This is a genomic window from Stenotrophomonas sp. INTA L402-1 (assembly GCF_059295135.1).
Genome location: NZ_JCAFWP010000002.1, coordinates 13,972 through 27,356 on the forward strand (window position 1 = coordinate 13,972; position 13,385 = coordinate 27,356).

19 protein-coding genes are annotated in these 13,385 nt (G+C 66.3%); 10 read left to right on the forward strand and 9 right to left on the reverse strand.

Annotated elements, in window-relative coordinates; genetic code table 11:
* Positions 1–159: 159 nt before the first annotated feature.
* From AC5O77_RS02640 to dxs, 4 genes are all read left to right on the forward strand, one after another.
* Entirely contained in the window at positions 160–636 is a 477-nt protein-coding gene (locus AC5O77_RS02640; protein WP_121504553.1) for an LEA/WHy family protein, read from the forward strand.
* A gap of 65 nt (positions 637–701) precedes the next feature.
* On the forward strand, positions 702–2,492 hold the full coding sequence (locus tag AC5O77_RS02645; protein WP_317218287.1) for an acyl-CoA dehydrogenase C-terminal domain-containing protein: 1,791 nt from the start codon (positions 702–704) through the stop codon (positions 2,490–2,492).
* A gap of 521 nt (positions 2,493–3,013) precedes the next feature.
* Positions 3,014–3,679: an HNH endonuclease gene (locus AC5O77_RS02650; protein ID WP_019336875.1), complete on the forward strand. Its 666-nt coding sequence runs from the start codon at positions 3,014–3,016 to the stop codon at positions 3,677–3,679.
* Between the two features lie 105 nt (positions 3,680–3,784).
* Positions 3,785–5,692: a 1-deoxy-D-xylulose-5-phosphate synthase gene (gene dxs / locus AC5O77_RS02655; protein WP_032130306.1), complete on the forward strand. Its 1,908-nt coding sequence runs from the start codon at positions 3,785–3,787 to the stop codon at positions 5,690–5,692.
* 152 nt (positions 5,693–5,844) lie between these two features.
* Here the strand turns inward: dxs and AC5O77_RS02660 are convergent, their stop codons facing one another.
* The 3 genes from AC5O77_RS02660 to AC5O77_RS02670 all read right to left on the reverse strand — a co-directional run bounded on the left by AC5O77_RS02660 (position 5,845) and on the right by AC5O77_RS02670 (position 7,118).
* The gene (locus AC5O77_RS02660; RefSeq protein WP_005417823.1) at positions 5,845–6,048 is read right to left on the reverse strand and encodes a hypothetical protein; all 204 of its coding nucleotides are present in this window, start codon (positions 6,046–6,048) and stop codon (positions 5,845–5,847) included.
* Between the two features lie 167 nt (positions 6,049–6,215).
* Positions 6,216–6,779 carry a DUF3011 domain-containing protein gene (locus AC5O77_RS02665; RefSeq protein WP_049401711.1) on the reverse strand — a complete coding sequence of 188 codons (564 nt, stop codon included), beginning with the start codon at positions 6,777–6,779 and terminating at the stop codon, positions 6,216–6,218.
* A 132-nt stretch (positions 6,780–6,911) separates the two neighbouring features.
* A complete protein-coding gene (locus tag AC5O77_RS02670) occupies positions 6,912–7,118 on the reverse strand; it encodes a hypothetical protein (RefSeq protein WP_478056977.1) in 207 nt (68 codons plus the stop codon).
* Positions 7,119–7,522: 404 nt separating this feature from the next.
* Here AC5O77_RS02670 and AC5O77_RS02675 point away from each other — a divergent pair, with 404 nt between their 5' ends.
* The 4 genes from AC5O77_RS02675 to AC5O77_RS02690 all read left to right on the forward strand — a co-directional run bounded on the left by AC5O77_RS02675 (position 7,523) and on the right by AC5O77_RS02690 (position 9,058).
* Positions 7,523–7,807, forward strand: a complete 285-nt coding sequence (locus tag AC5O77_RS02675) for a hypothetical protein (protein ID WP_253144734.1) — start codon at positions 7,523–7,525, stop codon at positions 7,805–7,807.
* Positions 7,808–7,819: 12 nt separating this feature from the next.
* A complete protein-coding gene (locus AC5O77_RS02680) occupies positions 7,820–8,053 on the forward strand; it encodes a DUF1653 domain-containing protein (RefSeq protein WP_049423874.1) in 234 nt (77 codons plus the stop codon).
* A gap of 86 nt (positions 8,054–8,139) precedes the next feature.
* Complete coding sequence (locus AC5O77_RS02685) at positions 8,140–8,712, forward strand: TetR/AcrR family transcriptional regulator (RefSeq protein WP_049401207.1); 573 nt, start codon at positions 8,140–8,142, stop codon at positions 8,710–8,712.
* 13 nt (positions 8,713–8,725) lie between these two features.
* A complete protein-coding gene (locus AC5O77_RS02690) occupies positions 8,726–9,058 on the forward strand; it encodes an SMR family transporter (RefSeq protein WP_005410423.1) in 333 nt (110 codons plus the stop codon).
* A 22-nt stretch (positions 9,059–9,080) separates the two neighbouring features.
* Here the strand turns inward: AC5O77_RS02690 and AC5O77_RS02695 are convergent, their stop codons facing one another.
* The 5 genes from AC5O77_RS02695 to AC5O77_RS02715 form a co-directional block, all read right to left on the reverse strand.
* The gene (locus tag AC5O77_RS02695) at positions 9,081–9,254 is read right to left on the reverse strand and encodes a DUF1328 domain-containing protein (protein ID WP_006380555.1); all 174 of its coding nucleotides are present in this window, start codon (positions 9,252–9,254) and stop codon (positions 9,081–9,083) included.
* A 94-nt stretch (positions 9,255–9,348) separates the two neighbouring features.
* Positions 9,349–9,990: a LysE family translocator gene (locus tag AC5O77_RS02700; protein ID WP_032128667.1), complete on the reverse strand. Its 642-nt coding sequence runs from the start codon at positions 9,988–9,990 to the stop codon at positions 9,349–9,351.
* Positions 9,991–10,088: 98 nt separating this feature from the next.
* Positions 10,089–10,697: an ATP-dependent Clp protease proteolytic subunit gene (locus AC5O77_RS02705; protein WP_032128666.1), complete on the reverse strand. Its 609-nt coding sequence runs from the start codon at positions 10,695–10,697 to the stop codon at positions 10,089–10,091.
* A 37-nt stretch (positions 10,698–10,734) separates the two neighbouring features.
* Positions 10,735–11,085 (reverse strand): SRPBCC family protein, encoded by a 351-nt coding sequence (locus AC5O77_RS02710; RefSeq protein ID WP_049423870.1) that lies wholly within the window; start codon positions 11,083–11,085, stop codon positions 10,735–10,737.
* A complete protein-coding gene (locus AC5O77_RS02715) occupies positions 11,085–11,396 on the reverse strand; it encodes an ArsR/SmtB family transcription factor (protein ID WP_042358872.1) in 312 nt (103 codons plus the stop codon). The genes AC5O77_RS02710 and AC5O77_RS02715 overlap by 1 nt, the downstream gene beginning before the upstream one ends.
* A gap of 86 nt (positions 11,397–11,482) precedes the next feature.
* Between AC5O77_RS02715 and AC5O77_RS02720 the strand changes: the two genes are divergently transcribed.
* Positions 11,483–12,175, forward strand: a complete 693-nt coding sequence (locus tag AC5O77_RS02720; RefSeq protein ID WP_494506425.1) for an aspartate/glutamate racemase family protein — start codon at positions 11,483–11,485, stop codon at positions 12,173–12,175.
* 24 nt (positions 12,176–12,199) lie between these two features.
* On the opposite strand, the gene AC5O77_RS02725 is transcribed toward AC5O77_RS02720, so the two are convergent.
* Complete coding sequence (locus tag AC5O77_RS02725) at positions 12,200–12,595, reverse strand: hypothetical protein (RefSeq protein ID WP_012511691.1); 396 nt, start codon at positions 12,593–12,595, stop codon at positions 12,200–12,202.
* A 240-nt stretch (positions 12,596–12,835) separates the two neighbouring features.
* Here AC5O77_RS02725 and AC5O77_RS02730 point away from each other — a divergent pair, with 240 nt between their 5' ends.
* Positions 12,836–13,345 (forward strand): DUF3011 domain-containing protein, encoded by a 510-nt coding sequence (locus tag AC5O77_RS02730; protein ID WP_032128662.1) that lies wholly within the window; start codon positions 12,836–12,838, stop codon positions 13,343–13,345.
* Positions 13,346–13,385: the final 40 nt, after the last annotated feature.

Below are 13,385 nucleotides of genomic sequence, written 5' to 3' on the forward strand. Positions count from 1 at the left end.
GCGCCGCATCCGGCGCACCACGCGCGCGCCATCCGGCGCCGCGCACGCCCGGCCGCCATCTTCACGCGCTACCCTCTGCGACGGGTCGCCACAGGCGATCCAAACGACCATACGCCGTAGTATGCTTATCCAACGCACCCCTCCAGAGGACCTGCGCCCATGCTCCACCGCTTCCGTATCGCCTTGATCGTCCTGTGCACCCTCGCCCTTGTTGCCTGCAACAACGGCATCGTCAAGCGTGTTTCGGAACCGGCGGCCAGCCTGCAGCAGCTGACCGTGCGCGCCGACGGCAACTGGACCGTAGCCCTGCGCCTGCAGAACTACAGCTCCATGCCCATGACCTTCGATGACGTCGCGCTGGCGCTGACCGTCGGCGACAGCGACGCCGGCACCCTGCAGGCCACGCCGGGCATTTCCATCGGCGGCACCTCGGCCGACGTCATCCAGGTCAATCTGGTGCCCAGCTCGGCCGCACGCCTGGTAGTGGCCGATGCGCTGGCCAGCAACCGCACCCTGGCCTATGGCCTGAAGGGAACGGTGGCAGCCACGCCGCAGGAAAAGAAGCAGCGCAGTTTCGACATCAGCAGCCGCAGCACCCTCAACCAGGCCCCGGGCCTCCCGGGCGTGCTGCGCTGACTCCCGCTTTCCGCCGCGGCGCCCGGCGCCGCTCCCCCTGTCCCTGATCAAATCGAGACGTACCGATGAGCAGCTACACCGCCCCGCTTTCCGACCTCCGTTTCGCCCTGCACGATGTGCTCAAGGTCGAACCCCTGTTCGCCCGCCTGGGCTTCACCGACGCCACCGCCGACGTGGTCGATGCCGTGCTGGAAGAAGCCGGCCGCTTCAGCGCCACCGTGCTGGCCCCGCTCAACAGCGTCGGCGACGAGATCGGCTGCGTGCTCGACCAGGCCACCGGTGAAGTGACCACCCCGCCCGGCTTCAAGCAGGCCTACGACCAGTTCGTCGATGGCGGCTGGACCGGCCTGACCGCCTCGCCGGAGCTGGGCGGCCAGGGCCTGCCGCACACCCTGGGCGTGCCGCTCAACGAGATGATCAACGCCGCCAACCTGGCCTGGGGCAACTTCCCGCTGCTCTCGCACGGCGCCATCGAAGCGCTGAAGCAGCACGGCGAGGCCTGGCAGCACGAGGCCTTCCTGAAGCCGCTGATCGAGGGCCGTTGGACCGGCACCATGTGCCTGACCGAGCCGCACTGCGGCACCGACCTGGGCCTGCTCAAGACCAAGGCCGAGCCGAATGCCGATGGCAGCTACTCGATCACCGGCACCAAGATCTTCATCACTGCCGGCGAGCACGACCTGACCGGCAACATCGTGCACCTGGTGCTGGCCAAGCTGCCTGACGCGCCCCCGGGTGCCAAGGGCATCTCGCTGTTCGTCACCCCGAAGTTCAAGGTCGACCGCGATGGCAACGTCGGCGAGCGCAACGCGCTGCGCTGCGGCTCGATCGAGCACAAGATGGGCATCAAGGGGTCGGTCACCTGCGTGATGAACTTCGATGGTGCGCAGGGCTACCTGGTCGGCCAGCCGCACAAGGGCCTGCAGGCCATGTTCACCATGATGAACACCGCACGCCTGGGCGTCGGCCTGCAGGGCATCGGCCTGTCCGAGCGCGCCTACCAGAACGCACTGAAGTACAGCCGTGAGCGCCTGCAGTCGCGCGCCCTGAGCGGCGCCAAGTTCCCGGACAAGCCGGCCGACCCGATCCTGGTCCACCCGGATGTGCGCCGCATGCTGCTGACGGTGAAGTCGCTGGTCGAAGGCAGCCGCCTGCTGGCCCTGCACGCCGCCACCCTGATCGACGTCGCCCACCACGCCGAGGATGCCGCCGAGCGCGAGCGCGCCGACACCCTGGTGAGCTTCCTGACCCCGATCTCCAAGGCCTGCCAGACCGAATGGGGTATCGAGAACACCTACAACGCCCTGCAGTGCTTCGGCGGCCACGGCTACATCCGCGAACACGGCATGGAGCAGCTGGCCCGCGATGCGCGCATCACCACGCTGTATGAAGGCACCACCGGCATCCAGGCGCTGGACCTGATCGGCCGCAAGACCGCGTCCAGCCAGGGCGCCGGCCTGAAGCTGATGCTGGCCGAGATCGAGGCGTTCGCCAAGGCCAACGAAGGCAACGAAGCGCTGGCCGAGTTCATCGGCCCGCTGCGCGCCAAGGCCGCCGAATGGGGCAAGCTGACCATGGATGTGCTGCAGCGTTCGGCCGCCAATCCGGACGAACTCGGCGCAGCCAGCTACGACTACCTGTTCTATTCGGGTTACGTGGTGCTGGCTTACTGGTGGGCCCGCAGCGTGGCGGCCGCCGATGCCAGCGCGCACGGCGCCGCTTTCGCGCAGGGCAAGCGCGAGACCGCACGGTTCTACTTCGCCCGCGTGCTGCCGCGCACCCTCGCCCACGCCGCCGCGATCCAGGCCGGCGCCGCCCCGCTGATGGCGATGGACGACGAGCGCTTCGGCGCCTGAGCCGGGCGGCGCCCGGCACCCGCGGTAGTGCCGGCCGCTGGCCGGCACCCGCAACAGCAACAGCAACGGCAACGGCAACGGCAAGAGCTGGCTTCCTGCGGGGTGGCGAGGTGGGTCCAATTGCGGGGGACGGCGCAAGTACGTCCCTGTAGCCTCGGTCGCGCCATCCATGGCGCTCACGCCCCCGCAACCGGACCCACCCCGCCCTCGACAGATTTCTGCTGCTGGTAGGTGTCGACCTTGGTCGACACCGTAGATCCACGCCATGCGTGGATGGAAACCACCGAAATCCATCTGGAGAAAAGCCCCCTTTTGTTAAAGGGGGCGCGCCGACAGGCGCGGGGATTAGGAAGAATGCGCGGGCAACCCAGCGCGCCAACGGCGGGCTGGGTTGCTAAGGGGGGGCGCACCGACAGGTGCGGGGGATAGGAGGAATGCGTGGACCTGAATCATTGCGATTTGGGCATCGCCCTCGGGGCGATACCCAAATCGCAATGATTCAGGTATAAGCTGTTCTCCCGATGGAGACAGACACTACACGCTTGGGTCTGATCGAAGCCGGAGCTCCGTTTTCTGCTCCGGGCGCCGAAGCATCGCCCAACGCCACGACGCTGCATCGCCCCGGTTCGGTCCGGCTGCTCTCGCTTGATGCCCACGGACGCGTACTGGACTGGATCACCTGGCAGGATGCGGCGTGCCTCTACGCCCGCGAAGCCGTCGCCTGGACACTCGGCGATCCCTGCCTGCACATCCACGGCGGCACCAACCGCTTCAGCGGCCTGCAGAGCGGCATGGACCTGCACCCGATCATCGCCGCCCGCGGCCACGCCCGCTCCCGCGCGATCGACCCCACGCCGAACCTGACCAACCCGGCCCTGTTCGCCCGCGACGCGCACCTATGCATGTACTGCGGCCAGCAGTTCAACCGCCCCACGCTCACCCGCGACCACGTCATGCCGCTGTCCAAGGGTGGCCTGGACTGCTGGGAAAACGTGGTCACCGCCTGCTTCCACTGCAACTCGCGCAAGAGCGACCGCACCCCCCAACAGGCCGGAATGCCGTTGCTGGCGGTGCCTTACCGGCCCAGCTGGATCGAGCACCTGATCCTGTCCAACCGCAACATCCTGGCCGACCAGATGGCCTTCCTGAAGGCGCAATTGCCCAAGCGGTCAAAACTGAGCACCTGAATCGCTGAAAATGCAACCCTCACCGTCCTGTCACGGGCGGCGGCGTTTGCTTGCCCCACCCCCGTTTGAGGGCGAAAATGGGCGTTCAGAACAAGTGCGAACATGATGATCGACTCTGCCCGCTATCCCCGCCTCGCGCGCATCCAGACACCGGATGACCTGCGCACGTTCGACGAATCCGAATTGAGGGCGGTCGCCGACGAACTGCGCGCCTACCTCATCGAGTCGGTGGGCAAGAGCGGCGGCCACTTCGCCGCCGGCCTGGGCGTGATCGAACTCACCGTGGCCCTGCACTACCTGTACCAGACTCCGCAGGACCAGCTGGTCTGGGACGTCGGTCACCAGACCTACCCGCACAAGATCCTGACCGGTCGCCGCGACGAGATCCACACCGTCAAGCAGAAGGACGGCGTCGCGCCGTTCCCGAAGCGCGAAGAGAGCGAGTACGACACCTTCGGCGTCGGCCACTCCTCGACCTCGATCTCGGCCGCACTCGGCATGGCCATCGCCCGCCAGTCCGAAGGCGACAACCGCCAGGTCGTTGCAGTGATCGGTGATGGCGCAATGACCGCCGGCATGGCGTTCGAAGCGCTGATGCACGCCGGTGGCATGGAGCCCGAGCCGAACCTGCTGGTGATCCTCAACGACAACAACATGTCGATCTCCGAGGCGGTCGGCGGTCTGACCAAGATGCTCGGCCGCGCCACCGGCAGCCGCACGCTCAATGCGCTGCGCGAAGGCGGCAAGAAGATCCTCGGCGACAAGAAGAACAACCCGGCGCGCTTCGTGAAGCGCTGGGAAGAACACTGGAAGGGCATGTTCGTGCCGTCCACGATGTTCGAGGAAATGGGCTTCCACTACACCGGCCCGATCGACGGCCACGACATGCCGGCCCTGCTGTCCACGCTGAAGACGCTGCGCGCCTCCAAGGGCCCGAAGCTGCTGCACGTGATGACCACGAAGGGCAAGGGCTACGAGCCGGCCGAAGGCGACCAGATCGGTTACCACGCCGTCGGCCCGTTCGATCCGGACAAGGGCCTGGTGGCCAAGGCCGGTGCCAAGAAGCCGACCTACACCGATGTGTTCAGCGACTGGCTGTGCGATGCCGCCGCTGCCGAGCCACGCCTGTACGGCATCACCCCGGCGATGCGCGAAGGCTCCGGCCTGGTGCGTTTCAGCAAGGAATACCCGCAGCGCTATTTCGACGTGGCAATTGCCGAGCAGCACGCGGTCACCCTCGCCGCCGGCATGGCCACCCAGGGCGGCAAGCCGGTGGTGGCGATCTATTCCACTTTCCTGCAGCGCGCGTACGACCAGCTGGTGCATGACGTGGCCATCCAGGACCTGGACGTGCTGTTCGCGATCGACCGCGCCGGCGTGGTCGGCCCGGACGGCGCCACCCATGCCGGCAACCTCGACCTGAGTTTCCTGCGCTGCGTGCCGAACATGGTGGTGATGGCTCCGTCCAATGAAGCCGAGTGCCGGCAGATGCTAAGCACTGGCCTGCAGCATCCGGGCCCGGCTGCCGTGCGCTATCCGCGCGGCACCGGCACCGGCGTTGCCGCCGGTACCGACCTGTCCACCCTGCCAATCGGCAAGGGCGAGCTGCGCCTGCAGGGCAGCCGCGTCGCGCTGCTCGCCTTCGGCAGCACCGTGGCCGCCGCTGAGCAGGTCGGCCGCGAACTGGGTCTGAGCGTGGTCAACATGCGCTTCATCAAGCCGCTGGACCGCGAGCTGGTGCTGGCCGTGGCCGCCCAGCACGAGGGCCTGGTCACAATCGAAGACAATGTGGTGGCCGGCGGCGCCGGCTCCGGCGTCGGCGAACTGCTCAACGCCGAAGGCGTATTGCGCCCGATCCTGCACCTGGGCCTGCCAGACAGTTACCAGCACCACGCAAGCCGTGAGGACCTGCTGGCCGAAGCCGGTATCGATGCAGCGGGCATCCGCGCGGCGGTGCTCAAGCGCTGGCCGCAGCTGGCTGCCGGGACCCCGCCGCTCAGCGCAGCAGGCTGAGGCCGGTCACCATCAGTAGATCCACGCATGGCGTGGATCTACTGCGGAACAGGGGTCGATCCACGCCATGCGTGGAGACAGATGCAAAGTAGATCCACGCCGTGCGTGGACAGCGGGCTCCGGAACGATGATCTGGCCGGAAACCCCAACCCTCAGCCGTAGCTGACCGCTTCCACGAACGCGCCGCTGGCCTCCACCCGCACCGCAGCGCGCTGCCCGGTGTCGACGAAGTGGAGGCGTGCAAGGGTTTCAGCGAAATCGTAGGCCCGGGCACCATCGCGGAACTCGATCGGTTCCGGCCGGTCCGGGTGCAGCACGCGCCATTGGCGTTGCTCGCATTGCAGGCGGATCAACATGCAGCTCACTCCTTGAGGCAGCGTATCGACGGTGGCGGGACGGGCGTGCCGGTTACGGCAGACTTCATCGCGACGGATCAGGGGCACGCAGGGGTGCCCTGATCACAGAAGATACGACGTTCAAAATGTGAGCTGTATCAGATTATTCTGATTTTCGATGGGCGAGCTCAATTCACCTGGAACTGCGCCCGGCAGCCGTCGCTGACCCAGATGCCACGACGGTTCCAGCCCCAGGTCTGGCCCTCGATGCAGGCGCTGCGTGAATCCTGACGCACCAGGCGCACACCACGACGGATGCGGGCATCACAGTACTCCTGGCGGTGGCCGTTGGAATGGCAGGTGATCACCTCACCCCCGCCCCAGCCATTGCCACCGTTGCCCCAGCCGTTGCCATGGCCACCACCCCAGCCACCGCCACGGCGGTACTCGCCAACGAACTCGGCACGGCAGCCCTGGGTGACCCACACACCGTAGCGCGATTGCCCCCAGGTCTCGCCTTCCACGCAAGGCGAACCGGACAACTGGCGGATCATCCGGGCACGGCCTTCCAGGCGGCATTCATTGCTGCGGTTCTTGATCGATTCGCAGCGGACGATGCCGCCGCCATCACGACCGCCATAGCGATCGTCGTCATAACCGTAGCCATAGCTCTGCGCCTGCGCGCCGCCTGCGGCCGCCAGCATCGGCAGCAGCGTGCAGGCCAGGGTGCGCCAGGTGAGTGCCTTGCCCATCGGAATCTCCGGATGAATACGATGGCGCAAGCATCCGGGATTCGTGGCGCGGCGCACAGGGGGGCGCACCACGGCGGTTTTTTCCCCATTCAAACAACTCAACCGTGGCTGACTGCGCCTCGGCCGGTGGCGTCACTCCCCGATATGGAGCGCATCCACGGTGCTGCCGAGCGCCTCGACCCGGACCGTGCTGCGCTGGCCGGTGCGACGATGGTGCTCGAGGGCCAGCGCAGCGGCCGCGTCGAAGGCATCGGCACCGCGGGCGTAACGGGTGGCGTCACCCGCCTTCGGATGCAACACGGACCAGTGCCGGGCAGTGCATTGGACAGTAAAGATCATGAGAAGCTCCTGCGGAAGGAAAGAGGCGGTGACAGGCGGCAGGGCCACGTGCCAGTACACCCTCAGGCTATCGATCGCGTCGGAGATGGCCCATCAGATTTGTACGAAAATGCCTCAGGATTCGGTCGGGCGCTTCCCAACCCTCACATCCCTGAGGCTGTTTAGTGAAGGCGTTCCGTGACCCTTGTCACGGAGTTGACGGAGCTTCACACTACCGTCACCAACAGGGGCCCCTTCCACATGCGCACCTTCTTCTCGCAGCAGCGCTGGACGCTGCTGAAGTTCTATTTCGTCGCCAGCTATCTGGTGCTGATTGAAGAGCTGATCCGCGCCGCCATGCACTGAGCGCTTGCTGGAGGGCTATTTGCGACAGACACTGTCGCTTTAGGCACGGAGCCCGCCCGATGAAAGCGCTTCTTCTGATTCCAGCCCTGCTGGTGCTGACCGCGTGCGCCAACCAGCACGACGCCGCCGCACGTGCCGATGCGGCGACCACCTCGTCTGCGATACCGAAGGTGGGCGGCGATCGCGATGCCCACGGATGCATTGGTTCGGCCGGCTACCAGTGGTGCGAGCGCAGCCAGCGTTGCGAACGCCCGTGGGAACTGGCACAGGCACAGGGCCTGGCCAATACCGCCGAGGCCATCGATGCCTACTGCGCGAAGCCGGCCAGCCCGGCACGCAAGTGAGGCGCGCACCCCATGGCTGAGCTGAGCCCGCTACCCACCCTGGCCCCGGGTCGCTACCGCCACTTCAAGGGCGGCGAGTACGAAGTGCTCGATATCGTCCGCAGCAGCGAGACGCTGGAGCCATTGGTGCTGTATCGCGCGCTCTATGGCGAAGGCGGCCTGTGGGTGCGCCCGTATGCCATGTTCGTCGAACAGGTACCGGGCGAACACGGACCGCAGCCGCGTTTCGCCCGCATCGACGCATGACGGTTCCGCTGCCGGCCCTGGCCGGCAGCGCGGTGACACCACGCGCCTGCGTTACAATCGTACCGTCCAGTCGGTTTCTTCCCGCCATGTCCGCATCCCCCTCCCGTTCGCGCCGCAAGGCGCCCGACAGCGTGCGTCAGTCACTGCTGCAGGCCACCATTGAAGTGATCGGCCGTAATGGCCTGGCCGCGCTGACCGTGCAGGACGTCGCGCAGGCCGCCGGTGTCAGCAAGGGTGCGCTGTTCCATCATTTCAGCAGCAAGCAGGCACTGGTGGATGAAGCCATCGGAGCGCTCATCGGCGAATTCGAAGCGCGGGTACGTGCCCTGCTGCAGGAAAACCCCGAAGGGCATGGTCGTTTCAGCCGCGCCTATGTGCAGGCCAATTTCGAGCATCTGCTGCAGCAGGAACAGGACAACGACATCGGCCTGACCCTGGGCAACCTGATGGAACCAGCCCTGCTCGCGCATTGGCGTACCTGGAAGCGTGCGATGCTGGCCGAGTTCGCCGGCGAAGCCAACGATCCCCGACTGTATGCGGCGCGCTGCGCTGCCGATGGCTACTGGGCCACGGCCTATGGGCGTCCGCTGGACGAGGAAGAACGCGCCAACGCATTGGCGATGGCCGAACAGGCCCTGAAACTATGCGACCCGCAGTGAGCAGGAGCGCTCAATGAATCCCTATCTCTACCTTGCCGCTGCCATCGTGCTGGAAGTAATTGCCACGTCGCTGCTGAAGGCATCCGACGGCATGAGCCGGCTGGCGCCGACACTGGGCGCGCTGGTCGGCTATGGACTGTGCTTCTACCTGCTGTCGATGACCATGAAGTCGATCCCGACCGGCATCGCCTACGCGATCTGGTCCGGCGTCGGCATCGTGCTGATCTCGCTGATCGGGCTGGTGGTGTTCAAGCAGCGCCTGGATGCACCGGCGTTGATCGGCATCGGCCTGATCTGTGCTGGCGTACTGGTGATCAATCTGTTCTCGCGCAGCAGCGCACACTGAGTACGCTGCTGCGCGATCAACGCTAGCTGACCTTCTTCGCTACGGTCATGCCGAGCAGGAACAGCACCACGGCGATGATGATGCCGGCCCAGAACAGGAACTTGGCGATGCCGACCGCGGCGCCGGCAATGCCGCCGAAGCCGAGCACGCCCGCAATGACACCGATGATGGCGAAGATGATGGCCCACTTGATCATGTCAAACCTTTCCCCGTGGGGACTGCGTACTGGATGATCAGGCTAGGCCGTAGCCGATGCGGCAGTCGTGAACAGGCCGCGTGCGCGGCGTGAATCAGCGCGGGCGGAAACGCAGCAGGGCCACCGCGAAGGCCAGGAACACGCTACCCACCAGCCGCTCGAACCAGCGCCGCGCGAAGGGTTTGGCCAACCATCGGCGCAGGCCATGGCCACCGGCGGCATACATCACGTACCAGAACAGTTCGCAGCCGGCGAAGGTGGCGACCAGCACGCTGTACTGCAGCGCCTGGCCACGCGACGGGTCGACGAATTGCGGCAGGAACGCCGCAGCGAACAGCAGCAGCTTGGGATTGCTCAGGCCCACCAGAAGGCCACCACGGAACACCTTCCACGCGCCCAGCGACGCCGCAACCGGCAGCGCGGCATCGACCGTCACCGGTGGTGCCGGCCGGCAACTGTCACGCCATGCCTTCAGGCCCAGCCAGGCCAGATAGGCCACGCCCAGATAGCGCAGCACCTCAAACAGCATCGGCGAGGAATGCAGCAGCGCACTCAGGCCTGCTGCGGAGGCCGCCAGCACCAGCAGCATCGCCAGCAGGCAGCCAGCCATCGCCGGCACGCTACCGCGAAAGCCGAGCCCGACGCTGCGACCGAGGATATGCAGCATGTTCGGCCCCGGCGTACCACACAGAACGAACACCGTGGCGAGGAACCACCACCAGGTATGCAGCGCCATATCGGACATCCACTTCAGAAGATCCCACCAGCATAGAGTGCGCCGGCCTGGCGCGGCACACACAGCGCAGCATGGATGCGGTGGTTACAGAGGCAGGCTCAGGCCGCGAGCGCGTCGCGCCGTACCAGTACCTGGTCGATCAAGCCCCATTCGCATGCCTGCTCGGCACTCATGAAACGATCGCGGTCCAGGGTCTGCTCGACCTCCTCGACACTGCGTCCGCAATGCTGCGCATACAGCCGGGTGATGCGCTGCTTGGTGCGCTGCATTTCCTCGGCGTGGATGAAGATGTCCGACGCCTGGCCCTGCACCCCGCCCAGCGGCTGATGCACATGCAGGCTGGCATTGGCCAACGCCGCACGGTGACCGGGCTCGCCGGCCATCAGCAGGAACGAACCCATCGACCGCGCGGTGCCCATGCACAGCGTATGCACCGGGGCCGAGATGTATTGCATGGTGTCGTACATCGCCAGGCCGCTGGAGATCACCCCACCCGGCGAGTTGATGTACAGATGGATCGGCTTCTCCGGGTTTTCCGATTCCAGGAACAGCAGCTGCGCGCAGACCAGCGCCGACACAGTGTCATCGACTTCGCCGTTGAGAAAGATGATGCGCTCGCGCAGGAGCCGCGAGTAGATGTCATGGGAGCGCTCACCGCGCTCGCTGCGTTCCACCACCATTGGTATCAGCTGCATTCTGTCCCGCATGTGCCTGCTCCCTGTAGCGTTCGATCCAGGCGCCGCCTCAGGCCGCGCGCATCATGGTGCGATGATCGTCGTTGGCGGCCAACGGCAGCAGCGCGCGCAGGTCGGTGAGCCGATGCACGATGGTCAGCACCGTCCCCCCGCCGTCATCCGCGCGCAGCCGGAAACACACCAGGCTGTGCAGATGCGGGGGCTGCGCATCGCGCAGGTGGAACCCCAGTTCCCGCCCCTCCTCGCACAGGCAAGGCTGCGGATCGGCAAGATCGGCCGCAGGCAACCAGCGCTCACGCAGCGCCGGATCGAACAGTGCGCGCCAGACCCGTTCCGGTGGCGCTGGTAGCCACTGCTCCATCACCAACGCGGGAGCCGCTTCGTTCAGAACATCGTCCATCAGTCCATCTCCTTCAGCAGATCCTGCAAGGCATCCATCCGCGCGGGCCAGTAGGCCCGGTAGCGCTGCAGCCAGTTGCCGATGTGCGCCAGCCCGCGCGGATCGACCTCGTAGTGGACGAAACGGCCTTGGCGCTGTTCGCTCACCAGCCCGGCATCGCGCAGCACCGCCAGGTGCTGGGACATCGCAGACTGGCTGATCGCCATGCCCTCGCGCAGCGCGCTGGCATGCTGCCCGCCCTCGGCCAGCTTTTCGAAGATGTGGCGGCGGGTGGGGTCGGCCAGCGCTTTGAAGAGGGCGTTCTCGATCATGACCAACACATTAGCAACCACTAATGTGTAGTGCAACTCCCACATCGGCTGTGCTGCAATGACGGCTCCCCGGCATGGAGCTGTGCATGAAGACCCTTGGCCTGATCGGCGGCATGAGCTGGGAAAGCTCGGCGCAGTATTACCGGCTCATCAACGAGGACGTGCGGCAGCGCCTCGGTGGCGCACATTCGGCGCAGCTGCTGCTGTGGTCGGTGGATTTCGCCGGCATCAAGCAGCTGCAGCATGACGGCGACTGGAGTGCGCTGGGCGACCATATGGCCGACGCTGCACGGCGCCTGCAGGCCGGTGGCGCCGATCTGCTGTTGATCTGCACCAACACCATGCACAAGCTGGCCGACCGCATCGAGGCGGTCTGCCCACTGCCGCTGCTGCATATCGCCGATCCCACCGCCCAGGCCATCGTGCAGGCAGGCGCACGCAAGGTGGGCCTGCTCGGTACCGCCTTCACCATGGAACAGGACTTCTACCGCGGCCGGCTGCAGGATCGCTTCGGATTGGAGGTGCTGGTTCCCGAAGCCAATGATCGTCGCAGCGTGCACGACATCATCTACCAGGAACTGATCGCCGGTGTGGTCAGCGAGCACTCACGACAGGTCTACGCCGGCGTGATCGCGAGACTGGTGGCGCGCGGTGCCGAAGCCATCATCCTGGGCTGTACCGAGATCATGCTGCTGGTACGACCGGAAGACAGCGCAGTGCCGCTGTTCGATACCACTGCACTGCACGCACGGGCTGCGGTGGACGCGGCGCTGGCGTGAATCGATGCGCGCCGGAGCGCGGAATCAGTCCGCGCCCTGCACTTCCAGCGCGGTGATGAGCCACTCGACCACCGCCTGTGAATCGCACAGGAAGAAGATGGCATCGCCGGAGCGCGCCTCGGTAAGCAGGCGATAGACCGTGATCGCCACCGCCGACTGGTTGGCGATGAACACTTCCGGGCTGCGCGGCCCCTCGCTGTGGCCGGCAACCGCGTGCAGCGCCTTGCGTGCGGCCACGGTGGCAGCCGGGTCCGCGCTGCGGGTCAGTTCCGGCCCGCGCAGGCCCCAGGCAATGAACACATGCTTGCCCTTGAACGTGGTGTCCAGGACCCGCACCTCGGCGCCACCTGCGTCGGCCGAGCGATGAATGACGGTACTGCTGATCAACGCAACCCCCTGTGGTCGTCGTGGTCCGCGCATCCTCCTCCACGCGCCGGCCGCATGCCAGTGACAACAGCCACAGGCTGTGCCGACCGGCGTGGGAGACATGTAAGAGGGTGTAAACCGATGCGATCGGATGTGCAGCGATGATACGGGATGTAAGCCTCTGCATGGGCCCGCGCGTACTACTAAACCGCCACTGAGCCATCTTCGGAACGAAGCGTTCCGGCAGCCCCGGACTGGGCCATTCTTGCCGCCCCATCCCCACCGAGCCTGCACATGTCCCATCGCCTGCTGCTGACGATCACCGGCACCTCCCTTGCCCTGCTGCTGGCCGCCACCACCGTGGCCGCACAGGACTACGACACCGATCACATTCCGGCGCTGCGCTGCGAATCGCAGTTCAACAAGACCGCGCAATGCCCGATCGAAGGCCCCATGCGCCTGGCCAGGCAGCTGTCGGTGACCCGGTGCGTGGAGAACCAGAACTGGGGCCAGAGCCGCCGCACGTTGTGGGTGACCGACGGCTGCCGCGCCGAGTTCGTCGCCGACGGCTATGGGCGCGGACGCTGGCCGGGCCGCGGCAGGGACCGTGACGATGATGGCGAGCGCCTGGTCTGCGAGTCCTACGAAAAGAAGGACAAGGAATGCCGTATCCGTGTGCGCCACGAGGTGCGCCTGATCAAGCAGAAGTCGGTGACGGCCTGCATCGAGGACCAGAACTGGGGCTGGGACCGCCGCGGCGTGTGGGTCAGCGACGGCTGCCGGGCCGAGTTCCGCGTGTATTGACTGCCGAGCACGCGCTGGCTGCGGCGGGTGCGGCTGCGCC